This window comes from Acinetobacter sp. RRD8, from assembly GCF_031844225.1.
Lineage (GTDB): Bacteria > Pseudomonadota > Gammaproteobacteria > Pseudomonadales > Moraxellaceae > Acinetobacter.
Genome location: NZ_JAUZUU010000019.1, coordinates 1 through 23,607 on the forward strand (window position 1 = coordinate 1; position 23,607 = coordinate 23,607).

The 23,607-nt window shown below is 40.6% G+C and carries 25 protein-coding genes; 12 read left to right on the forward strand and 13 right to left on the reverse strand.

Annotation, left to right across the window (positions count from 1 at the left end):
* Positions 1-333 precede the first annotated feature (333 nt).
* Positions 334-1,500: an MFS transporter gene (locus Q9R24_RS12990; RefSeq protein ID WP_311204648.1), complete on the forward strand. Its 1,167-nt coding sequence runs from the start codon at positions 334-336 to the stop codon at positions 1,498-1,500.
* A 16-nt stretch (positions 1,501-1,516) separates the two neighbouring features.
* Here Q9R24_RS12990 and Q9R24_RS12995 read toward each other — a convergent pair whose 3' ends face one another.
* Positions 1,517-3,007, reverse strand: coding sequence for an amidase family protein (locus Q9R24_RS12995; protein ID WP_311204649.1), 1,491 nt, complete (start codon positions 3,005-3,007; stop codon positions 1,517-1,519).
* A 49-nt stretch (positions 3,008-3,056) separates the two neighbouring features.
* A complete protein-coding gene (locus Q9R24_RS13000; protein WP_311204650.1) occupies positions 3,057-4,487 on the reverse strand; it encodes a diguanylate cyclase in 1,431 nt (476 codons plus the stop codon).
* Positions 4,488-4,801: 314 nt separating this feature from the next.
* Between Q9R24_RS13000 and Q9R24_RS13005 the strand changes: the two genes are divergently transcribed.
* The gene (locus Q9R24_RS13005; protein ID WP_404976606.1) at positions 4,802-5,245 is read left to right on the forward strand and encodes a hypothetical protein; all 444 of its coding nucleotides are present in this window, start codon (positions 4,802-4,804) and stop codon (positions 5,243-5,245) included.
* A 59-nt stretch (positions 5,246-5,304) separates the two neighbouring features.
* On the opposite strand, the gene accC is transcribed toward Q9R24_RS13005, so the two are convergent.
* Genes accC through aroQ form a run of 3 tightly spaced genes read right to left on the reverse strand, consistent with a single transcriptional unit; the run spans position 5,305 to position 7,579 of the window.
* The gene (accC, locus tag Q9R24_RS13010; RefSeq protein WP_311204652.1) at positions 5,305-6,672 is read right to left on the reverse strand and encodes an acetyl-CoA carboxylase biotin carboxylase subunit; all 1,368 of its coding nucleotides are present in this window, start codon (positions 6,670-6,672) and stop codon (positions 5,305-5,307) included.
* An 18-nt stretch (positions 6,673-6,690) separates the two neighbouring features.
* Positions 6,691-7,107 carry an acetyl-CoA carboxylase biotin carboxyl carrier protein gene (accB, locus tag Q9R24_RS13015; RefSeq protein WP_311204653.1) on the reverse strand — a complete coding sequence of 139 codons (417 nt, stop codon included), beginning with the start codon at positions 7,105-7,107 and terminating at the stop codon, positions 6,691-6,693.
* A 16-nt stretch (positions 7,108-7,123) separates the two neighbouring features.
* On the reverse strand, positions 7,124-7,579 hold the full coding sequence (aroQ, locus tag Q9R24_RS13020; protein ID WP_004280201.1) for a type II 3-dehydroquinate dehydratase: 456 nt from the start codon (positions 7,577-7,579) through the stop codon (positions 7,124-7,126).
* A 958-nt stretch (positions 7,580-8,537) separates the two neighbouring features.
* On the opposite strand from aroQ, the gene ybaK reads away from it, so the two are divergent.
* From ybaK to Q9R24_RS13035, 3 genes are all read left to right on the forward strand, one after another.
* Positions 8,538-9,005, forward strand: a complete 468-nt coding sequence (gene ybaK / locus Q9R24_RS13025; RefSeq protein WP_311204654.1) for a Cys-tRNA(Pro) deacylase — start codon at positions 8,538-8,540, stop codon at positions 9,003-9,005.
* A gap of 193 nt (positions 9,006-9,198) precedes the next feature.
* Entirely contained in the window at positions 9,199-10,452 is a 1,254-nt protein-coding gene (locus Q9R24_RS13030; RefSeq protein WP_311204655.1) for a YncE family protein, read from the forward strand.
* A gap of 69 nt (positions 10,453-10,521) precedes the next feature.
* Entirely contained in the window at positions 10,522-11,004 is a 483-nt protein-coding gene (locus tag Q9R24_RS13035; protein WP_213687226.1) for a hypothetical protein, read from the forward strand.
* Between the two features lie 115 nt (positions 11,005-11,119).
* Here the strand turns inward: Q9R24_RS13035 and Q9R24_RS13040 are convergent, their stop codons facing one another.
* From Q9R24_RS13040 to tusD, 4 genes are read right to left on the reverse strand one after another with little or no spacing between them, the layout of a single operon-like run.
* Positions 11,120-11,431, reverse strand: coding sequence for a TusE/DsrC/DsvC family sulfur relay protein (locus tag Q9R24_RS13040; RefSeq protein WP_005263018.1), 312 nt, complete (start codon positions 11,429-11,431; stop codon positions 11,120-11,122).
* A gap of 14 nt (positions 11,432-11,445) precedes the next feature.
* Complete coding sequence (locus Q9R24_RS13045) at positions 11,446-11,730, reverse strand: DsrH/TusB family sulfur metabolism protein (RefSeq protein ID WP_213687227.1); 285 nt, start codon at positions 11,728-11,730, stop codon at positions 11,446-11,448.
* A gap of 17 nt (positions 11,731-11,747) precedes the next feature.
* Positions 11,748-12,098, reverse strand: coding sequence for a hypothetical protein (locus tag Q9R24_RS13050; RefSeq protein WP_213687228.1), 351 nt, complete (start codon positions 12,096-12,098; stop codon positions 11,748-11,750).
* 44 nt (positions 12,099-12,142) lie between these two features.
* The gene (tusD, locus tag Q9R24_RS13055; protein WP_004280211.1) at positions 12,143-12,511 is read right to left on the reverse strand and encodes a sulfurtransferase complex subunit TusD; all 369 of its coding nucleotides are present in this window, start codon (positions 12,509-12,511) and stop codon (positions 12,143-12,145) included.
* Between the two features lie 70 nt (positions 12,512-12,581).
* Between tusD and Q9R24_RS13060 the strand changes: the two genes are divergently transcribed.
* The 7 genes from Q9R24_RS13060 to Q9R24_RS13090 all read left to right on the forward strand — a co-directional run bounded on the left by Q9R24_RS13060 (position 12,582) and on the right by Q9R24_RS13090 (position 19,202).
* Positions 12,582-13,592 (forward strand): NAD-dependent epimerase/dehydratase family protein, encoded by a 1,011-nt coding sequence (locus tag Q9R24_RS13060; protein ID WP_005266466.1) that lies wholly within the window; start codon positions 12,582-12,584, stop codon positions 13,590-13,592.
* A 138-nt stretch (positions 13,593-13,730) separates the two neighbouring features.
* Positions 13,731-15,125, forward strand: a complete 1,395-nt coding sequence (gene fumC / locus Q9R24_RS13065; protein ID WP_195724781.1) for a class II fumarate hydratase — start codon at positions 13,731-13,733, stop codon at positions 15,123-15,125.
* 126 nt (positions 15,126-15,251) lie between these two features.
* The gene (locus Q9R24_RS13070) at positions 15,252-15,743 is read left to right on the forward strand and encodes a hypothetical protein (protein ID WP_004280216.1); all 492 of its coding nucleotides are present in this window, start codon (positions 15,252-15,254) and stop codon (positions 15,741-15,743) included.
* A 432-nt stretch (positions 15,744-16,175) separates the two neighbouring features.
* Entirely contained in the window at positions 16,176-16,778 is a 603-nt protein-coding gene (locus Q9R24_RS13075; RefSeq protein WP_213687231.1) for a nitroreductase family protein, read from the forward strand.
* 126 nt (positions 16,779-16,904) lie between these two features.
* A complete protein-coding gene (locus Q9R24_RS13080; RefSeq protein WP_005107027.1) occupies positions 16,905-17,267 on the forward strand; it encodes a hypothetical protein in 363 nt (120 codons plus the stop codon).
* Positions 17,268-17,636, forward strand: a complete 369-nt coding sequence (locus tag Q9R24_RS13085) for a hypothetical protein (protein WP_253138595.1) — start codon at positions 17,268-17,270, stop codon at positions 17,634-17,636.
* 804 nt (positions 17,637-18,440) lie between these two features.
* The gene (locus tag Q9R24_RS13090) at positions 18,441-19,202 is read left to right on the forward strand and encodes an alpha/beta fold hydrolase (RefSeq protein ID WP_253138597.1); all 762 of its coding nucleotides are present in this window, start codon (positions 18,441-18,443) and stop codon (positions 19,200-19,202) included.
* A 14-nt stretch (positions 19,203-19,216) separates the two neighbouring features.
* On the opposite strand, the gene Q9R24_RS13095 is transcribed toward Q9R24_RS13090, so the two are convergent.
* From Q9R24_RS13095 to tssA, 4 genes are all read right to left on the reverse strand, one after another.
* Positions 19,217-20,158, reverse strand: a complete 942-nt coding sequence (locus tag Q9R24_RS13095; RefSeq protein WP_311204656.1) for a M15 family metallopeptidase — start codon at positions 20,156-20,158, stop codon at positions 19,217-19,219.
* A 127-nt stretch (positions 20,159-20,285) separates the two neighbouring features.
* The gene (icmH, locus tag Q9R24_RS13100) at positions 20,286-21,098 is read right to left on the reverse strand and encodes a type IVB secretion system protein IcmH/DotU (RefSeq protein ID WP_311204657.1); all 813 of its coding nucleotides are present in this window, start codon (positions 21,096-21,098) and stop codon (positions 20,286-20,288) included.
* Positions 21,099-21,106: 8 nt separating this feature from the next.
* Entirely contained in the window at positions 21,107-22,471 is a 1,365-nt protein-coding gene (gene tssK, locus Q9R24_RS13105) for a type VI secretion system baseplate subunit TssK (protein WP_311204658.1), read from the reverse strand.
* A gap of 8 nt (positions 22,472-22,479) precedes the next feature.
* The gene (tssA, locus tag Q9R24_RS13110; protein ID WP_180087328.1) at positions 22,480-23,583 is read right to left on the reverse strand and encodes a type VI secretion system protein TssA; all 1,104 of its coding nucleotides are present in this window, start codon (positions 23,581-23,583) and stop codon (positions 22,480-22,482) included.
* Positions 23,584-23,607 lie beyond the last annotated feature (24 nt).

The window sequence follows — 23,607 nt, forward strand, 5'->3', positions numbered from 1 at the left end:
CCTATGAACTGAAAATTCTTTGGACATACTTTAGCCATAAAACAATGATAATGTCTGTGTAATTATTGATCTTCAGATTTTAAGTCCATCCAATTCCTTCCTAAAACTGTTTCCACTCTTTGTCGTGTGCTCAATATAGAAGACGATTTATGTTCTTACTTTAATTTAACTCAACACAGAGTTTTTTACTTTAGCAAAATTTATCCATAAACTTATGAAAATTTATTTTTAGACTAATGCGAGATGCTCGTAGCAAAATCAAGAGTCGTCGAATACAGTGCTATAGAAATTTATTGAGTTTAAAATTTTGAAAATATTAGGATATATAAATCAATGCCAGTTCTAGCAATCCAGCATAGACTCAGTGGATTTTACTTTTTTTACTATGCGATTGTTGGGGCATTCATGCCTTTTTGGAGTCTGTATCTTGAAGATCAAGGCTTCAATTATCAGGAAATCGGGATTTTATCTTCTATTGCGATTGTTACCCGATTCTTTGCGCCGTTGATCTGGGGTTGGATTGCAGATAAATCCGGTAAACGCATGTTGCTGGTGCGTATTGCCACCTGGATGGAAGCCTGTATCTGGTTCATGATTTTTATTATTCCCAATAGCTTTCAATCTGTAGCTTTACTGATGCTGATTTTCAGTTTCTTTCAGAATGCCATTCTGGCACAGTTTGAAGGCGTGACTTTGTTCTGGCTCGGGGAAAAAAGAGCAGAACTCTATGGCAAAGTACGAAAGTGGGGATCTGTCGGTTTTATTATTGGTGTATTCGGCTTGGGCGCCGTCTTTGAAATTATTAGTATCAGTATGTTGCCAGTGTTGTTGCTGTGTATTTCATTTCTGGCCTTTCTCTGGTCATTTACCATTAAAGAACCCACGACAGCACCTACCGCACAGAAACAGCTCGAACCCTTATGGCCGATATTCAAACGCCCAGTCGTCTATAGCTTTTTCCTGATTGAATTGATTCTGCTATTTTCACACGCGCCGTTTTATAGTTTTTATAGCAATTATCTCAGTCAGGCGGGATTTAGCACCAGCCAGATTGGGCTGCTCTGGTCAGTCGGGGTCATTGCGGAAATCATCATGTTTGCCTATGCGACGTTCTTTCTGACACGCTGGTCATGGCGCCATCTGGTCACGTTATGCTTATTGATGACCGGATTAAGATGGTTCATCGTCGGGGTCTTTCCTGCTTCATTCATGGCACAGTTTTTTGCTCAAACGATTCACGCTTTAAGTTTTGGTTTATTTCATATGATTGCGATGCGAGTGATTTTCCAGAATTTTTCTGCAGGGCAGCAAGGACGTGGACAAGCGCTATATAGCACGATGTGGGGCGTTGGCGTGGCGAGTGGCAGTATTCTGGCTGGGCATTATTGGGATCAAGTCGGCGGCACATCTATTTTTATCACTGCTGCAGTATCGACTTTGCTTGGCTTGTTACTGATTTTCGGATTGCCAAATAAAGTCGAACTGCAAAAACAGGCTTGAAAATATCATCTCAGTATTAAATACGGATTTTGGCGTATTGCCCAAACCACGGTTGTGCCTGTTCCAATTGGGCTGCCAGTTGTAATAGCAGATCCTCACGGGCAAACGGCGCAATAAACTGTGAACCGAGCGGCAGGTTTTGTTCATTCCAGTACAGTGGTACAGACATCGCTGGGAGTCCGGTAATATTGGCCAACTGGGTAAAAGGCACCCATTTTAGATTTTCTTTCACAATCTGGTTTACTAGTTTCCCTTGCGCCACTAAATGCACTTTATTCAGTTTCAATAAACCTTTAAGAATCGGTTTCTGCCAGTTTGGTGTTTTAACCTCACCATTTTTCGGCGCCACTGTCGCCGTTGCAGGCGTTAGATAGAGGTCATAATTATCAAAGAAATGATTCATCTGGGTCACATACTGGCCCCAGTTATTCAGGTTCTGGATATAATCAATCGCGCTGGTTTTGGCCCCAAAAGCCGCCAGTGCTAAAGAGTCCAATTCAAAATCATTTGTTTTAGACGGATAGCCTTTCTGGATTTCATCCAGCATAAATGAAAATTGGCTAAACCAGGTGGTAATAAAATCCTTGGCCAGTTGCATGCCATCAATGGCTGGGCGGTCTTCGACCACCTCATGGCCCAAAGATTCTAGCAATTTGACTGTTTTTTCAATGGCTTTAATGGCATCCTGGGAAACAGGTGTGCCAATCGTAGAATAAGTGCTAAACGCAATTTTCAGTTTTTTTGGCGGTTGCTGAATCACATCCAGATAATGATGCTGTGGACGCTGAATCTTAAACAGTGAACTATGATCTTCACCATGGGTGGCATCCAGCATTGCAGCACTATCCCGTACCGTTTTGGTCAGTACATGCTGAATCGCGGCGCCATGCATGGCTTCACTCATTTGTGGTCCCCAAGGCGTGCGGCCACGACTCGGTTTCAGGCCAAACAGGCCGCAATAGGAAGCGGGGATACGTATCGAGCCGCCACCATCACCAGCACCCGCAATTGGTACAATTCCGGCAGCCACGGCAGAAGCGGAACCACCCGATGAACCGCCGCTATTATGCTGTAAATTCCACGGATTTTTACAGCTGCCCCAGGCATCAGGTTCAGTAATACCTTTAATCCCAAATTCAGGAGTATTGGTGCGTCCAAAGGTCACGATCCCGGCTTTTTCCCAACGATTGACAATCTCGGCATTGGTCTCGGCAATATAACCGATCCGTTTTAAGCCCTGACAACCATAAGAAGTTGGATAACCGGCATATTCCTGAAACAGGTCTTTGACCAGAAAAGGCACACCGGCAAAAGGCCCCGACAGATTTTGCTGGCTCCGTTTCAATGCATGCTCATGCATCGGAATAATAATCGCATTCAGCTCGGGATTGGCAATTGAGCTACGCTCTAGTGCAGCAGATAAAAGTTCACTTGAATGTACTTGTTTATTGGCGACCAGTTCAGCCAGTCCTAAACCGTCATATTGCAGATATTCTTCAAATTTCATTGCCATTCCCTAGTGTTGCTGCTGCTTCAAGGTTGTAGATCATTTGGGTTCAAGATGCAAGCACCACCTGATTGCGCCCACGATGTTTGGCCTGATATAAGGCTTGATCTGCAATATTGATCAGGTTTTGCAAGTCTTGGGCCTGCGGTTCATTTTGATGGGTGATACCTAGACTCACTGTAATATACAGGGGCGAGCCATCTGATTGATGCATCGGGGTTTTTTCCACTAAATCACGAATCCTTTCTGCAATGAGACGTGCTTCTGAGGGTTCGGTATTCCAGAGTAGCAGTACAAATTCTTCTCCACCAATCCGTGCAAACAGATCTTGAGCACGTAAATTGTTACGTACAATCTGCGCAAAGTGTTGCAGGACTTTATCACCGACATGATGGCCAAAATGATCGTTCAGGCGTTTGAAATAATCAATATCCAGCATGATGACTGAAAATTCCATCGTCTTGGCATATTGCAGTAAATATTCACCTTTTTGAAAGAAGAAATGACGATTCATGGTGCGGGTCAGACTGTCGTGATTGGCCAGATACAAGACCCGCTTAAACAGCTCATTGCGGTTTTGGCTGATAATGCACAGAATGAGCGGAGATAAGGCCAGCATAAACAGCCCGATCCGGAGCGAAATATAAATCGTAGAGTCTGCCAAGATGGTGTGATTGGTGGCATAAAACTGTGTCAGGCTGTAATAGGTCAGGATAATCACAAAAGCGTTGATCATGGTCATGGTAAACAGGCGATAGGTCAACGCAGCCCAAATCAGTGCAGCTAGAGGGTAGAGCATTGCGCCGGGGCCTGCAAAAATATTGGTAATGATGACACAGGCCACGACTGAAGATGCAGGTAAAAAATAGCTGAAGTAATTGCGTTTTTGGCGACGGTTTTTAAATAAGTATTGCATGTCTTTTATTCTTGGGAATGCCAAGATTAAAGGGAGAAACACAATATAATTCACCATTTCACCGGTCCACCACAGACCAAAATCAATCCATAAATATTCTTTGGTCATGAATGAATTGGGTAGATTCGGCAAGGTGAGAACTGCAAAAGCCGCACTGGCCAGGCAGCCTGCAAAAGCGAAGATGCCAAATAAATGAACGAAGGTATAACCGGTATTATAGTATTTGTAATTAATCTTGAAATATCGAATAAAAAATATCGAGACAATAGTACTGATCAGATTAGAAAGCGTGAGAAACAGGCTTTGTAATAGGCTGTTTCCGGTGACCAGATCTGCAAACATAAAAGCACTGAATGCGCCGAGCCAACCTCCCATATTATTTAAATGTGGAAAGCGTAAGAACAGGGCTAACAAGGCAGCATTGGCCGGCCACAATAAGGCCAGGTACTCAATCGGTCTGGTTGCGATCCCAATAAAACAACAGACTAAAACAGCGAAAACAATGACAAAATAAGCATAGGTTTCATGATTTAATTGTTGTTCTGTTATTCGAGCTAATTGCAAATTTAAAATCCTATTCAAATTTCTAAGTGTGAATGATCACTTTGTTCAGCAACTAAGTTTGACCCAAAATATAATTTTATTGTTTGATTAATCTGTTATTAATACGAACTATTAAGATTCTTATATACGAAATATATACAAAAAAAGTCAGAAAAGAAATCCACGTTTTTAAACAATGTGATAAATAATTTCTGACTCTGTATTGAAATTGCGTTAGAGCGGGACACGATCCCAAAAAATATGATAATTTAGAATCAATTGTTAACAAGATGCCGGTAAATATGAAAAAAATATGTCTTAGCCTTATCTTACTCATGAGCTCACCCTGGCTAATGGCGACAGAAAATAAAAAACCAGCGAATGCTCCTGCTAAAGCTGCTGAAATCCCAAATACATTTACCGTGAAAACCCGTCCGGAAATTGTCGGATTGTGGGGAATGGAAATCCCGAATAATAAAAAATGTATCGAATATTATAATTTTAAAGGCAATAATAATGTGGTGATTAAAAGTGGCGACGAGTGGACGTCAGGGCTGTATGACTATCAGCCTGCACAGGATCCGACTGTTCAGATTCCAGCACTGATTCTTCAGGTTAAATATGATAATAATGAAAAAGACTGCTCAGGCAATCAAGTGGATCAATCCGGTGAAATTTCCCAGTATTTTGTGAAATGGCAAAATCCGTACACGATTAATTTCTGTGCCAATGACAAGGCCGAGCAATGCTTTGCGGTACTCAGACGTGTATTACCATAAATGAGTCATCAACATAAAAAAACCGCTGAATTTCAGCGGTTTTTTTATAAGCTTAAAGCTTATTGAGCTTTGTCTTCAGCACCTTCTAGCTGTTTCAACAAATGTTTTTCCAGATAATGAATGTCCATCGCCTGTTTGCAGAAGTTTTTATCCTGAAGGATTAAATCTTTGTGCAAAGGAATGTTGGTTTTAACACCAGTCAAAATCATTTCTTCCAAGGCATTTCTCATGCGAGAAATAGACGTCTCACGGTCCTTGCCATGCGAAATCAGTTTGGCGATCATCGAGTCATAATACGGCGGAATGCTATAGCCTGGGTAGATGTGCGAGTCTAAGCGGATACCTGCGCCGCCTGGTGCATAGAAGCTCTCAATCTTGCCGGGTGAAGGCAAGAAGGTTGATGGATCTTCTGCGTTAATACGGCATTCAATCGCATGTCCTAAAACCTTGACATCTTCTTGCTGAATATCCAGACCTAAGCCACCAGCAATACGCAATTGCTGTTCGATAATATCGATCCCCGTGACCATTTCAGTCACCGGATGCTCAACCTGAACACGCGTATTCATTTCAATGAAGAAGAACTCATCATCTTCAAACAGGAATTCGAATGTACCTGCACCACGATATTGCATCAGCTTACATGCATTCACACAGGCTTCTAGAATATCGGCACGTGCTTGCTCTGGTAGATTCGGTGCTGGCGCTTCTTCCAGTACTTTTTGATGGCGACGCTGTAGCGAGCAGTCACGATCATAGAGATGAATCGCATGGCCATTACCATCAGCCAGTATCTGTACTTCAACGTGACGTGGTTTTTGCAGGAAACGCTCCATATAGACCGTATCATCACCAAACCACATTTCCGCATCACGCTGTGCAGCCTGAACAGATTCCAGCAGGGTGTCGACATTTTCGACGATACGCATACCACGACCACCACCACCAGAAGCAGCTTTGACAATCAGCGGGAAACCGATCTCTTTCGCTTCAGCGAGTGCATTGTGAATGGTTACGGCATGGTCGCAGCCCGGTACAGTTGGTACACCCGCTTTTTTCATGGCAATAATGGCAGAAACCTTGTTCCCCATTAAACGAATATGTTCTGGACGTGGACCGATAAAGATAAAACCAGAATTTTCTACGATTTCAGCAAATTCAGCATTTTCAGCGAGAAAACCATAACCAGGATGGATGGCATCTGCGCCAGTAATTTCAGCAGCTGTAATAATCGCAGGAATATTCAGGTAGCTGTCACTGCTCGCACCAGGGCCGATACATACTGCTTCATCACAGAAACGTAAGTGCATCAGGTCCTTGTCTGCGTCAGAATAGACACCTACAGTTTTGATCCCTAAAGTTCTGCAAGCACGGGTGATGCGTAACGCAATTTCACCACGGTTTGCAATTAAAACTTTTTGCAACATTATAAATCCCCGGGGTGATTAAGCGCGGTAGCGGAAAAGTGGTTGGCCGAATTGAATCACATCACCATTTTTCACCAGAATTTCTTCGATCACACCACTTTGAGTTGCTTCAATCGGGTTCATGATTTTCATGGCTTCGATAATACCTAAGGTATCACCAGCAGAAACGGTTTGACCCACTTTGACAAATGTCGCTTCGCCTGGGCTTGGTGCCGCATAGAACACGCCGACCATTGGTGAAGTTTCAACTGCGCCACGAGGAGATTTTGCTGCTGGCGCTTCGGCTGCTGGTGCAGGCATAGCAGGAACAGCTGCTGCAACCACTGGATTACGACGAGTTAATGCAATCGACTGATCGCCTTCTTTAACTTCGATCGCCTGTAAGTCAGATTCAATCATCAAGTCGATGAGTTTCTTGATTTTACGGATATCCATGAGACAGTATTCCTAATTAAGATTGTGTAGAAGGTTGTATTTTTTCAATGATATAGTCGAGGGCAGCAGCATAGCCTTTTGCACCTAGACCACAAATCACGCCGATGGCTTTATCGGACAAGTACGAATGATGTCGGAATGCCTCACGTGCATGCACATTAGACAGATGGACTTCAATGAAAGGAATGGCAACGCCAAGAAGGGCATCGCGAACCGCAACAGAGGTATGAGTCAATGCTGCCGGATTAATAATGATATATTGAACGCCGTCTTGCTGAGCTTGATGAATTCGGTCAACAATGGCACCTTCCCAGTTGCTTTGGAACGTTTCGAGTTGTAATGTGGCCTTTTGAGCCTGAGTAATCAGTTGCTGGTTAATATCGTCAAGACTAAGGTGACCATAAACTTCCGGTTCGCGCTTCCCAAGCAAGTTTAAATTCGGTCCATGAATAACCAAAATGGTCGAACTCATCCAGCATGCTCCAATTAAAAAGTATCGGGGTTTGTTTGCAAGATGTCTGCAAACTCTGCTTATTATTGCATGATTTTCTACATTACTATTTATAATTTCTTTGAATTAACGTAGAAAGCATATAGCAAACAGTGGCGCTATAATGAAAACTTTGCAGAGATTTGGCAATGTTAAAAAATTACAATTCGCTGGGTATTCAGATTATTTTCATTGTAAACCCAATTGGCAAAAACAGTTAATATCCTTTATGTAACTGTATCTTCATGTTAACGCTAAATTCTTCCTTTTAGTGATATTTTTAGTTTTGAGCAAGAGTTGTCTGGCTGATTTTACCGCAATGTTCGACTTCTAGAGCATAGAAAACTCTTTACATTCTGACTTTAGAGTTGTGCTGATTATCCTCTTTATATATAAGCTATCGACCGATTCTCAAAACGTGATGAAAATTTAAAAATATAAGATAAGACAATATGTTAATGATATTTTTTCTTATTTTACTTGGGTTTTCCTCGGTCTATTTTTCCAATAGACTGGAATTAGTTACATCACTTTAACTTCAAGCATCCATGATAAGTGCTGTGCAAAAATGTACTTCATCTTCCAGATATAAAGGTTGAATCTCAGCAGGTTTAAGCTAAAACGCTCGACTTATATGCTTCGCCTGTATAGATGGACGAAATGACGAATGTGTTCATCTTTATCTCCTTTACACGGTTAAGATAGGATTCACCTAACGCATAGATAGTGGCAAAAACACATACATTTGTTGCTATTTTGCGCGTCATCATCTTTGCAGAAAAGTTTAAAAGTGGGAAGGGGCGTAAAGATTGAGCCAAATAGGTCTGATTGAAGCGGAATACGGGCTTAAAGCAAAATTTCTCTAAACTCACCGCATCTAAATTAACTTCTTGAGCTAATCTTTATATAATCATGCGATTCATCTCAAACAAGACTTTCTATGACACCTGCATGCAAACTATTAAAAGCCAATAAAATCGAATACAGCATTCATGAATATGAACATGATGCCAATGCCAAAAGTTTCGGGCTAGAAGCTGCTGAAAAATTAGGACTTTCGGTAGAAGAAGTCTTTAAAACTTTATTGGTCACGGATGATAAAGAGTATTTTGTTGCCATATTGCCGGTACATCATCAACTCAATCTGAAAAAAGTAGCCCAGGCTGTGGGATGTAAAAAACTCCAGATGGCAGATCCTAAACATGCAGAACGTTTGACCGGTTATCTGGTTGGCGGAATTAGTCCCATTGGCCAAAAGAAACGTTTAAAAACAGTGATTTGTAGTAGTGCAAATCGACTTGAAAAAATGTATGTAAGCGGTGGAAAAAGGGGACTTGATATTGGATTAAAACCGGCTGATCTTGCCAAAGTGCTCAATGCACAGTTCGTCGATGTGCTGGATACATAAAATCAAAGTACGATGATCACCTAAATTCATAGAACCTGAAGTAATAAATTTAAAATAGCTGCATATTTTTTGGTCGGAAATAACAGTAAATCATTTTATACGTTTGTATATTAGATAAGTTAAAACACAGCCTGGCTGTGTACACAACAAGGAATGAAAACAAAAATATAAATTATTATGCGGAGCATAATGGATGAAAATTCAAAATAAAAAATGGCCACGGTTCTGTCTGACATTATCTGCGATGGCGATGCTATCTGCGTTGCCAAGTGTACAGGCCGCTTCTGCGCCTTCAGCTGTACCTGCCAATTCACAGCAGGTTTTCTTTGTCGGAAATAATTGGGATGGCACGGTAACCGTGATTCGTCCATCGGGTGATTTTGGCAAAATTGGCGTCATTAACATGATTCCTGATCGTAAAGAGCGCCTTAAAGAAATTCACCTGAATCCAATCAAACTGATTGCTTATACTTATATTCAGGCCACAGCCGGTGAAGGCAATGACCAGCTGGTGGATGATATGTACTCGACACCAGATGGACAGTCAGTCGTTGCATCACGCCCAAGTTTCGCCGATGTGGTATCAATTAATATCAAAACCGGCAAGATTAACTGGCGGACGCCTGTAGAAGGCTTCCGTGCTGACCATATGGCGGTATCACCAGATGGGCAACGAGTCGCCGTATCTGCATCTTCAGGAAATGTGGTGCATGTATTGGATATCCATACCGGTAAAGAGTTAGGCCGTTTCAGCACTGGCGATAAACCGCATGAAAACATTTACTTCGATGGCGGCAACAAGATCCTGAACTCTGCCATCGGCAATGTTGAAACCTCGATGGATGCACAGTGGCAAGACTTTACTAAAGGTAAGCGTTTTATCACTATCGCAGATGCCAATACGCATCAGGTGATAGGAAAAATCGATTTCAGGCCTGCATTGGATGCATTTGATCGAAAAGATTTGTCCAACTCAGTACGACCAATGGTATTTAGTAAGGATGAAACCAAACTGTATGCCCAGGTTTCATTTTTTAATGGGCTGATTGAGTACGATCTGAATCAGAACAAGATTAGCCGGATCGGACAGCTGCCTGGCAGTGACAGTATTCCGAAAGACCGGACAAAATGGGTGAATGATTCGCGTCATCATGGCCTATCAATCAGTGCTGATGGTGAAAAGCTCTGTGTCGCCGGTACCATGGATAACTACGCTACGATTGTAGATCGCAAAACACTGACAGCCGGGAAACTGATTTCTGCAGGTAAACCTTATTGGGCAACGCGAAGCCCGGATGGTCGTAGCTGTGTAATTTCAGAAAGTGAAACAGATGTAGTCACAGTGATTGATTTTGCCACAGGCAATAAAGTGCTGAGTGTACCGGTAGGAAATCATCCACAACGCGTTCGGATTGGTTATGCACCAGCAGACTGGTCAACGCCGTAGTCAATCGTCGATTAGCGAAAAAGACAGCTTTTTGATAAAGGTTGTCTTTGTTGAGCTGAGGACATAAAAATGAATGATAAAACAATTCTGTTCTATGTAATGATCGGATTGCTCTTGTTGGGGACTTTAGTGGGTATTGGTTATCAGGTACGACAAGAAATCTATCGGACGAATTTTACTGATCAGACCCATTCTGATCCGGTCCTGCCAGTTGAAAAATCGGCAAGCTATATATCTGTTAACTCTCCTGAGAATAGTCAAACTACGAAGAAGAAACAGAACGATACGGTTGCAAAGCAAAGCGAATTATCAAAACAACAAGAACAGTTATATCTGGACTTTACTCAGATCATTAACGCTTTAAGTGAGGGACAACGACCAAATCCTCAACAAGTCAGTTTGTTGATCAGTCAGCAGCAAAAACTGGTAGAGGCCCAACTGGTGAGCAAGGCCGAAGCGAAAGCACAAATTGAGTTTCTGATTAAAGTTCTGCCTGAAATGGATCATGAATTGCATCGGGCGTTGCGAGTATTAGAACAAACTCGAACTTGACGAATTAGATCCAGCTGTATCTTTCATTATTCTCAGTCTGAAAATTGCTCTCATAAAAAAAAGCCCAAAATATGATTTGGGCCTTTAAATACATACTTTAAAAAGCTAAGTATCTTTATAAACAGTTCGCAGGCTTGGGTACACCAGCCAAACGGCTTAAGTGACGGGCAACTAGACCAGTATTAAACTTTTCCTGAAGCATGGCATTATTGATATCGGCACTGACAGTTTTCATTAAGAATTTAATCAGTGGACGTGTTGCTGGTGAATGACCAAATTGTTGATAGAACTGACGTACCGCTTGCAGAATTTCAAAATGCCAAGGAGTTAAGCTCAGTTCTAGACTATCGGCCAACACTTGAGCAACGTCTTCATTCCAGATGGTATAGTCAACCAGATGGCCATCTTGATCCAATTCTAAATTCATATCTAACTCATTCATTATTTCATTGAAATGCAGCGATTAAACTCGAGGCAAAGATCTGCAAAATCCGCATAATTCAACAGATTTATCTGATCAGGCAAAGGCTGTACTAATAACTCCGCATCATTTTTCAGTATGTGAATTTTCGGCAAGCTTTGAAGAAATGAATGCTCTAGCAGCAAAACCGCTTCACCCATCAGCACGACCTGATCACCCATTGTATAAGTTTGAGCCAGTTGCTCTAGGATCTGCGCTGTTGCCGAATAGCTGGATTGGATCAGATAAAGTGTGTGATTTGACATTTTTATATCCTTGTTCCTTACCAATACATCACATGATCAAAGCTTTGAATAAATTCAGAATTAAGCTCAATAAATTCGATTTCTTGTTCGCTCTGTGCCACAAATGAGGAATGCTGGTTTTTTTTCTCAATCAGAATCGGAGTGAGATCATAAAACTCGAAACTGTCGACCATATTTGATGCCAGTTTGAATGCATGATGCACCTGGTCAAATTGCAGGGCTGAATGCAGCAAACTGAGGGCAGCACTTTGTAGCAGGACTTTAACTTCTGCGCCAAAAGTTGCCAGGACCATCGTAGCCGATAGGCTTTCATGCACCTGCAGACTGGTCAGATTGGCTTGGGTTAATATAACAAGTACAGATTTCACACAAGATTCCTTGGAAAAGCAACACATTCTAAAAAATGAAACATCTAGAATTGAATGAGACGTTGTGAGGACTGAACAGCATCGGCAAGTTCACCTAAACCGACCAATTCAAAGGCATCTGCCAGATTATGCTGCTGAATATTGTGACGTCGAGCATTGTCCAGATCTGTAATTCCACGTGCCAATGCTGCACTTACACAGACCGGGAGGCGAATCTGTAGCGCTTGCCATGCATGTGTAAGATGACGTTGATCGTCGGGTACCCATTGCAGTGCATTTGCGACCGATACGCCGTCCTGATAGAAGAATACACGGAATGCTTCCTGTTTATCTTGCAAGGCCTGAGCCAAACCCAGGGCATGCCAGGCATAAATGGAAGTCGGTGCGGAGGTAACAAGAATTAAGGTGCTCATCGAAATTCACTACAGGCTTGATCAATAGCAACAGATTGATCTTGGCTTCATCAGAAAGTAGGTAGTATAAATGATTTTAGTGACGGGTGGATTAGGCTTTTTAGGCTCACATATTGCTTTAAGTCTGTTAGCACAAGGACTAGAGGTCATTGTGGTCGATAATTTGGCCAATGCTAACTTACAGACTCTGGAGCGCCTCGAATTTATTTCTGGTATGTATGTACCTTTTATCAAAATTGATATTCGCAATACGCCAGCATTGAACAAAGTCTTTGAGCAGCATTCGATTCAGGCTGTGGTGCATACCGCAAGTTTTAAATCACTGGAAGAATCAGTATTAAAACCACTTGAATATTATAATGATAATGTTAGCTGTATTATGAGTCTCATGCGTGCCATGCAGCGTACCGGCGTGCGTCATCTGGTACATTTATCCAGTCTGGCGGTATATGGACAATCTGGCACAGATTTAAGCGAAGATCTGCCTTTTAACTATACCTATCCGAATCCCTATATCAAATCGCAACAGATGGTTGAGGAAATTATCCGGGATACTGCCAAAACTGATAATGAATGGCGGATTGCGATCCTGCGTCTATCCAATATCGCCGGTGCCTTTGAACACGGTGTGCTGGGAGAAGCAGTGCCACCTTTACCAAAAAATATTTTGCCTTTGGCGATGCAGGTCGCTGCACAGCAACGTGAATATCTGGAATTACGCCGTCAGGCCCATACTGCGGATGGCACAGTAGAGCGCAGTTTTCTCCATGTCGCAGACTGTTGTGATGCCGTGATCAAGTCTTTGCAATGGCTGTCACAACAGCAGGAATTAAAATGTGAAGCTTTTAATATTGCCGGTGAATTGATTTCCATACAGGATTTGCTAGATCAACTGGCTGAAGTGACTCAGTCTGCAATCAAAACCATGGATGCTTTGCCATATCCGCATGCCGAAATGGATCAATTGGGGGCGAACATCGAAAAAGCGCGGAATATCCTGCATTGGCAACCTCAGCGTTCACTCAGAAAGATGCTTGAGGATGAATGGTTGTTTTATCAGAATATGCTCAGAGGGCAGTAATTAAGAGTGTTTAGCTAATATTTGATAATAATTATCATTTACATGATTGCTGTAATCAATTACTTTAAATAAATAGATTAAATCATTGATATAGAAATTCCTAAGATCAGTAACAGGCAAGAAGAATTGAGGTTGAACATGCAAACACGTATTGAACATGACACGATGGGAGAAGTGGCTGTACCGAGCGAGGCTTTATGGGGCGCTCAGACTCAGCGTAGCTTGCAAAATTTCAAAATTGGAAATGAGCGTTTGCCTCGGCCAATGATTCGTGCCATGGGACTCGTCAAAAAAGCTGCCGCCTTGACCAATGCCGAGCTGAATCAGATTCCCCAAGAACTGTCACACTATATCGTGGATGCGGCAGATGAAGTCATCAGCGGGAAATGGGACAGTCAATTTCCATTGGTGGTCTGGCAAACCGGTTCAGGTACGCAAAGTAATATGAACTGTAATGAGGTGATTGCCAATATTGCCAACCAGAAATTGGGCAATCATTTAGGGGCACAAAAACCGGTTCATCCAAATGATCATGTCAACCGTGCCCAATCTACCAATGATTCATTTCCAACTGCGATTCATGTGGCTGCGAGCTTGCAGATCAATGAACTGTTAATTCCGGCAGTCACACGCTTGCGCGATACTTTATATGCCAAATCTCAGGATTTTGCCGATATTGTAAAAATTGGCCGGACTCATCTACAAGATGCTACGCCTTTAACCTTGGGGCAGGAATTCAGCGGTTATGTCTCTCAGCTGGATCATGGGCTTCTTCGTCTAGAACAGGCCTTAGTTGGTTTATATGAATTGCCATTAGGCGGGACAGCGGTCGGTACTGGTCTGAATGCTCATCCCGATTATGCCGTTCAGTCTGCTAAAACACTAGGACAGTTAACAAGCTTACCATTTGTAACTGCGCCAAACAAGTTTGAGGCTCTGGCAGGCCGTGATGCTGCGGTATTCGCGTCTGGTGCATTAAAGACTTTAGCGGTGAGCCTGAATAAGATTGCCAATGATATTCGCTGGCTGGCCAGCGGGCCTCGTTGTGGTTTTGGTGAATTGCGTATTCCTGAAAATGAACCGGGTTCTAGCATCATGCCGGGTAAGGTTAATCCGACGCAAAGTGAAGCGATGACCATGGTCGTCGCACAAGTTCTCGGCAATGACACCACCATTAACGTGGCAGGTGCATCAGGTAACTTTGAACTGAATGTGTTTATGCCGGTCATTGCCTATAACCTGCTGCAATCCATCCAGCTTTTAGGCGATGCGTGTAACAGTTTTAATGATCACTGCGCCGTAGGTATTGAGCCGAATCATGAAAAAATTGAACATTTCCTGCATGATTCTTTAATGCTGGTCACAGCATTGAATCCGGTGATTGGTTATGAGAATGCAGCCAAGGTTGCCAAAACAGCCTATAAGGAAGGAAAAACCTTAAAACAGGTGGCTGTTGAACTGGGTTTAGTCACCGCTGAACAGTTTGATGAGGTGGTGCGTCCTGAACAGATGGTTTCACCGAATGCCAAATAAGGGCTGTAGCGCTTTTATTTTCAATCTTTCCGCCTGTTTTATCATGGAATAGTCAGCAGTGGTTTTTATCTCGGGCAGAGTTGCGTACAATAGTGTTAGATGAGATTAACCACTGATGATTGTTTTATGCTTGATATTTATTTAACAGATGTTCAAAGAAAGGTGCAATTCAAGGATTATCCAGGTGAGCATCCTGTTAAATTTATTCTGAATTTCAAAAAGATTTTCCCAAGTGTGATGGAACTTCTTTTACCTGTGCTTCCCGATAATGAAAATCTGGAAGAAATGTCTTGGGAATCGACCAGCGATGATTTTGAAACCTTCCAGATGTTCTTAACTGGATGGGGTATTATCGAACTTCGATTAAAAGCAATTACCCAGTTTAAAGATAAAGCATTTGCGGATCGTCTGGTTAAACAAGCCCAACAGAAACGCAAAGACTATCAAAAACAGCAGACTAAACTAACCACAGTTGAACTGGATTATTTGTTTATGCATGAGATGCATGCTCTGATTGATGCAGAACTGGTGGAACTCGGTGAGAAATTCTATTTACCGATTTTACGTGAGCTCTGGAAGACTAAAGTATCTGCTCAGGTGCTGAACGCGAAGTTTTAAATCGGTTTTTTAGCTTTTAATTATAAAATTAATCCTCCAATTTTGGAGGATTAATTTTATCTGGAATATGAGATTTATTTCATGATGCATGATCTCTTGAAATAGCCTAAGCAATATTAAATATGGTCATTGAACTTTTTCATTCTTAAAATTTTGATCAATAATAGCGCATGTTGAACCATAGTTTAACATCAGGCTCTATCATAGGGCAGCAGTTTTAACGATTGTTCAAAAAATAGATGAAAATGATCATTTTTTAGCTAAAAAATATATAAAAATATCAATTAAATAGCCTAGTAATTGAGTCCATTATTTTTTAAGGTATATAGGCTTTATCTCACGTTAAAGCAAAAGCTCCATTGATTAGCTATCCTTCATAAAAATAACTGAAGGTTCAAATTTTCCCGAAGATATATCCCAGGATTTTCAAAAATGTCGAATCAGTTTTTAGATTTAATTACTAAACGCCGTACTATTTATGCCATTGCCAAGAATGTTGAACAATCTCCTGAACATCTAACTGATTTGATTCAGACTGCAATTAAGCAGAGCCCATCTTCTTTCAATTCTCAGTCTTCACGCGCCGTCATTTTATTCAATTCGGAACATGAAAAGTTCTGGGGCTTCGTCGCAGATAAATTAAAAAGCTATGCCAAAGATGAAGAAAGCGCTGCAAGAACCACAGCAAAAATGGCAAGTTTTGCGGCAGGGCTAGGCACTGTTTTATTTTTTGAAGATCAAACAGTTATAGAAGGCTTACAGGAACAATTCCCATCTTATGCTGATAACTTTCCAATCTGGGCAGAGCATTCGACTGCGATCGCGCAATTTGCAACGTGGACAGCATTGCATACAGAAGGTCTGGGCGCATCATTGCAGCACTACAATCCGATCGTGGATGAACAGGTACATGCGGAATGGGACATTCCATCGAACTGGAAGTTGCGTGCACAGTTGGTCTTTGGTTCGATAGAAGGCGAGCCACGTGCCAAAGATTATCTGGCGGATGAAGAGCGCTTTAAAGTCTTCCGATAAGCTGAGATCCATATCTGCGCTTAACACGGTTTAAGGGCAGATATTTTTTAGATCTCGACGAAATCCCAATCAGCTTCATTAAAATTAAGTTAAAATAGCGCGCTAATGAATGATGAGTAAGACCGAATGTCGAAAAACACGCAAAACCTGTCACCGTTACAAGAACTGATCGCAGAGCAAAAGCTACTTTGTGAAGAAGTAGGCTCGGCTTATGTTGAAGTCACGGGGGATGATGTTGTTGCGGTGGCCGTACATACCTTAAAACAGGATCCGATTGTCGGCATCCGTAAAAAGCCTGAAACAGATGAAAATATCAGCTGGTACATTTATGGCGGAGAGCCTTCAAGTGAAGAGGCTTTTGAAACCATGACAGTACGTGAATTACAGGACATCGCACCAGAAGTTTTACCGTATCTGGCTCTGGAAACAGGTTTTCGTTTCATGATTGATGCCGATGATTATGAAGATGTCTGGAAAGAAGAAATATAGATGCTAAAAAAATCATCTTTCATTTGTGCAGGATTATTATCAGGACTGAATAGCATGGTCTTTGCAGAGCCACTTTCACAAAGTGCCTATGACCAGTTTATTTCAGCACAGACTAAAATTGTGAATGAAACCAAGCACGTTTTAGATGAAGATGATCAAAAGGCAGATGCCCAAACTCAACGCCAGGCTTTCTGTAACCGACTGAAAGCCTATCAGGATATTCAAAAAGTGTCTGAAGAAAACAGTAGTCTGGATATGGCGCCCACGATGGCTATGGTCGCCAAAAGTTTTCTTGAGAGGCAGGATCAAAGTTTGACTCAATCTGGAATGACCACAAGCATATTTTGTAAAAATAGGGATGTAGAATAAGTTATAAAATACTTTTCTATCTCGAAAGTTTTTTGCTGAAAAATATAAATAAACCAAATAATTCTAATTTGAATAACCGAGCTTTTATAAATATTAATAGTTTATTATTAAAATATTTTCAATAAAAATATTAAGTTAATTTAAACTAAATTTGATGGAATAACCTCATGTCTCGGGAATATATCCACTGATATTATTTCATTAATTAGAATATATAAGTAATAGCAATTATTTTTTTCTAAAAATTTTCTAGAAATAGCAAATAGTATTTGATAAGAAATTATTTTCATCTGAGCTAGTCTAATTGCAGCACGCAGCTCATATCTAATAATTCAAGTATCTCTAAAAGTCAGTAAAATAGCCTAAGCAAATCATAAATTTTAATAGCTATAAAAAGAAAAGGGAAGGAAGCTTAATAATAGTATTTTCTGCTTAGCCAATTTGTAAAAAGCTAGGCGGTAAATTCCACTTGATTGCTTATACACCCGAAATATGACTTGTAAATGTAGTGTGGCTTTATTATGCATATCCAGTTTTTGATTAAGAATAAGTGAATAAGTGAATGAGTGATTGCCAGAAAATTAAAAATTTAAAAGCTACCTGAGCTTATTTGGGTAATAACAGCTAGTTTTTAGACCTCTCTGATTTTAAAAAATTGTACTAGTTTCAATTATTTAGCCTAAGCAAAAATTATTGCATATAAATAGCCTAAGCAAAATTTATAATTTTAAGATTTAGCAATTGATTAATTCCCAATAAAATTCCAATATCAACATATCATCTATGAAATCACGGAATTGTCAAATGATCCTCAACTACCAGATCACCAGTCATGATGACTCAGCACTTGTACCAATAGTCTTCATTCATGGTTTATTCGGCAGCTTGAGTAATTTAGGAATGCTGGCGCGACATTTTTCAAGCCAACGTACCGTCATTCAGTTAGATCTACGCAACCATGGCTTATCTGGACATAGTGATGAGCATGATTACCACTTGATGTCAAAAGATGTACTTGAAACATTAAATAGTCTTAACATCACAAAATTTGTTGTGGTAGGGCATTCTATGGGCGGCAAAGTTGCCATGAAGCTGGCGGATATTGCGCGTGATCGGGTAGAGCAGCTTGTGGTTCTGGATATAACTCCAATCCCATATCATGAAAATCATCATGCGGAAATTTTTGAAGCCTTGTTTGCTGTCGAGCGTGCAAACCTAAGTTCTCGGTTAGAAGCGACAAAAATCATGCGCGAATATCTGAATGAAGAAATGGTAATTCAGTTCTTGCTAAAATCTTTTAACAAAGGGAAGTGGCTGTTTAATGTACAGGCGCTCTTTAACCATTATCAGGATATTTTATTTTGGGAAGATCTTGCTCCACTTGATACTCCGGCACTTTTTCTCAGAGGTGGTAATTCTTTTTATATCTCAAAACCTGAACATTTTGCGGTAATCAATGAACAATTTTCTCAGGCGAAAATTGAATGCATTGAAAATACAGGACATTGGCTGCATGGTGAAAAACCAGATGAAGTGATCAAATACATCCAGGCCTTTCTAAATTAATTCACTTTGTATGCTTAAGGCTGAAAGGACTGAGTCTGTAATTGTCCTTCATGAATGAGTTGATGCGCCATTGCAGCTGTTTTCTTTAAACCGGGCATACGATATTCAGTATGTCCAAAATCTTTAATGGATTTCCAGCGACCGCCCCAGGTTAAACCCACCGATTCTGCAATCTGGCCATATAACTCATAACCACGCATGGCCCATGGATCACGTTCGCTAATCACCACCTTACCATCGCGTTTAAAGGCAATATCTGCAGCCAGCCCAAACTGATGATAACTTTGAAAGCCTTTGGCCTTGGTAATATTACTGTTGGTCGCCAAAGAGTTTTGCCTTTCCGGACTTCGATAACCTTCGAGTAAAACCAGCTCATAACCATGCTGTTCGCGCATAATTTTAAAAACCATCAGTAAGCGCTGTTTAAATCGCGGATTCATCTTATGCCATTTACGGTCTGCTGTGCTGATATTTGGATTTATATGAATGTCTTCAATATTCAGATTAAGGCTTTGCGCTGAAATTACAGAATGATTTGCTAAAACTTCTTCTTGTAAGGCTTCAATAATAAGCTGTTCATCGACTTCAGTTGGAGCTGTTAATATTTGCCCATCTAATAATGCATAAATCTGTGGATCAACTTTCCTTAAATATTCAGCTTCAAACTTACTTGCAGTAAGTGGCTGCGTAAAAGCGAATATTAAAATACTGCCAAATAAGCTAAATCCTGCAATCAAAATCCACCATTGCTGCAAATACCACTCAGACTGAATATGCTCAGGCGATGCCGCCTGATAAAATTTCTGAACAAAATGTTTTACTTGAGAAAATTGTTGCTTGCTTTGTGGAATCAAATCAAGAAAAAAATCCTGTATTCTTAATCGAAACTCGTAAGACAGCAAGGCTAACATAGCTAAGCTTAATAGAATAAAGCTGCTCAATATAATCAAAATCATCAGTTGAATGATTGATCTAATAATAATTCAAAAATTTTTTTTTATTCATCGATATAAATTTTCCAACGGCGTCATTTTTTAAGTCTTTATTTTTATAAGTGTCCATCATATTTATTTGAAAATTGAGTTAGGGTAAATGAATCGTAATATAGGCTTGTTCAGCAGGCGCGCTAATCAAATTTTGATATTGAGAAAAAACAGCAGCTTGTTCTGTTGACAAGGCATATTTAAAAACCACAAAGCTGATCACGGCAAATAATAATAAAAATATCAGAATCCAGAAAAATGGTAATTCACGATGGATAATATGTCGGATTTGATCTGGAATTGCTGAAAAAGGAGAAAAAGCAACTTTTTTACCCTTGAGATAATCAATCTGATCTCCGATACGAGCAATCAGACTATTTAAATGCTCAATAGATTCAATTCGATATTTTCCATGGAAGCCCAATAAAAGGCAATAATGATATACCTCTAATACTGCCAGACGTTGCTTATCTTTATGGCGTATTTCTTCCAGATATTCGAAGAAGCGATAACCTGCAAGTTGTGAACCAAACAGGCTTAACTGCAAGGGACTGATCATCCAGGAATTTTGCAGATCAAAAAATCGCTCATCCTGTTGGGTGACAATTGTTTCATCTATTAAAGCGCAATAGGCATATTTTGCATCTTGAATATCTTCAGCTGAAAATTGCATCTGGCGTGCCTGATGTTCAAAACTTTTCAACATCTCCAGAATTTTTTCACGGAAAGACTCTATATTTACAGGGACATAGTGATTTTTTAACAGGAAAACAATATAGAAGCCGTCATGCAGTAAATCTACCAGACTATTCGTAGAGGTAGGGTAGGTTTCTACAGGTTGCATGGCTGTATAATCTACTCCGATTTGATCGCCATCAAAGAGTGAAAGAGGATTGTTAGAGATTGTATTCATTAATATTTTTATCCATTCATGACAGCAATAAGTTCAATCGCGATATCCTGAAAGCCATTCGGGATATAAACACAAATCGATTCTGAATCCAGCATGCGCTGATACAGTTCATTATTGGGTTCAATCTCAAAATAATGAACGCCGGAACGTACCGGAATTGCAGTAGGCACCTGCATGAGATGCTGAACGGGTACAGCTGGTAAAGCTGCAACCACGCGTTGTTCTACATCTATAGTACTACCAATTTTAAAACGGATCGGAACATAGGCAATCAAGTCATGTGCAGGCATAACACTACTTGATACAGCAAGATATAACCGCGTATTGTGACTGATCTTATCGGTCTCCAGACTGCCAAACCAATAGGACGGACGCGTTTCTTTTAAGCTGATACTGATATATCGATTCGAAATAATTGTATCGAGTAAATCTCTGAGAATAATATCCAGCTGATTGAAGCTGTCGTATAGATGATGATGCTGATACTGCGGCAATTGATCAATGTCATAGGCTGTTGAAAAGGTAAGTAGGGAACCACTGAGTCTTAAAAGTTCCGCATATAGCCGTTCCGGATGAATTTGTGGATACTGCAAAATATGATTTAAGGTTGCATAAGCAGTATTTAAGGCATTCACCAGCCAGAAAGAGACAATATCCCCAGAACGAAATTCAATCAGTTTCTGTTCGTTTTCACGGTTATTGGATTGAATCGTTTTAATCTTGGCCCGGATGATATTCAAAGTTCGCTTTAAATTGTCTAGCAGATATTCACAGGCCTGAATATGTAAAATTGGAGGAATGAATTTATGATCAAAAATAAAATTTCCAGAACTTTGTCGTTTGATTTGAGCAACCGGAAGATATAAATAACCATCCAGAGGCTGCTGAGGTTCTTGGCCAACTTCAAAAAGTTTAAATTCTGCCCGACGGCGTAACAGGGTGATCTCTGCAGTAGTGGCATCGGTGAATAAATCATGGGTCGAGATTAAATGTGAGTGATAACGACTAGATTGAGTGTTTTCGACATGACTTACATTTTGCTTGTTCGGCTGTAGTATTGGCAAAGCCAAATAAATTTGCATTTCACCACGCAGGTTTAAGGTATCCAGTTGTACAGGTTCTGGTAATAAATCCTGTGCAGGCGCCTGATAAATTTCACCATCTTGCCAGATCATTTCAATTTTACTTAATGCCAATATATGCATATTGAATTGAGCTTCATCAAATTGAATGGACTGGATCCCGTGAGCAAAAGGAAATGTCGCCCGAATCATATGACTCAAGCGTTGCTCATGATAGGCATCCTGTAATTGAAAATGTTGCGGTCTTAAAAATAGACCTTCGCCCCACAGTACTTTTTCTGCTTTAAACATTTTAATATTTACCACTCATTCTTGGATTCATCATTGGCATATATACCCAGTAATTCATGTACGTTTTCGATCGGATTCTCGTTCTTGATTACTTGAGCCAGCCATTCATGTAATGGCATCTGACTCCATTTAATCGTCTTTTGCAGCATGTAGCTCACTGGACTATGCGGTTCATGAGATTGAAAATATCGAGCGATGTCTTGTAATAACTGCATGGCCTGTTGACGGTTGGCCAGATGGTTTTGGGCTTGAGGTCGAAATTCTTGTATATTTTCAGGCGAGGTATTCATCACTATTATTTCAGGTATTTTGAGAGTGCCGAATTGCGGTGTATTTATTTGATCCTGAGATATTGAAGAAATATCAGTTTTATAAATGCGCTTAATACTGGAGAAGATCGATTCAAGTTGAGAATCTGTGCTCGCGTAACTCGGTGCATTTAGACCCAGTAAATGATCCAGTGTATTTTTAAGATACAGCCATTGGGTCTGAATCTCGAGAAGAAAACCTTCATTCTGGCTTAAAACTGTTTGAGAAGTTTTCAGCAACGATTGCTCAAAATGCTCCAAATCCTGAACAGTATTATTTTCCGAGTAGTCATCTTGCTGTTGTTTGAGTTTAATATTGCGTTGATGTAAGAATGCCTCATAATCACCTAAATTATAAAAAGGCGCAGAGCTGACCAAAGGCACCTGTTTCATCAGCATTGGCAGTTGCGTAATCAAACCTTGTAATAATCCAAAACGTTGATCAAGATCATCCTCTTCGATTTGAGGATGTAACGTGAACCAGTATCGCTCAAGGCTTTGCTGGGTCAACTCTAATCCTCGAGCAATTCCTTCAAAACCATAGAGATGACTCCAAGCTTCTATAAGCCAGGTATATAGACGGATATCCTTGGTTTTTTCAGTTAATAATTCAATCGTTTTATCATGTACAAGTTGCCAATCGGCCTGTTTCGGTTCCGAGACCCAGTCACCTTGCTCCAATAAAGGATCATCACGAGTTCTGGCCTTGTTAATCACATGAAAATCATTTGAAAATGAATAGTCCACACCGCACGGCTGATCGACTGAAATGTCTTGCAATAAATATTCAAATTCCAGGCTCATCTTTATTCCAATTATTATATTTTA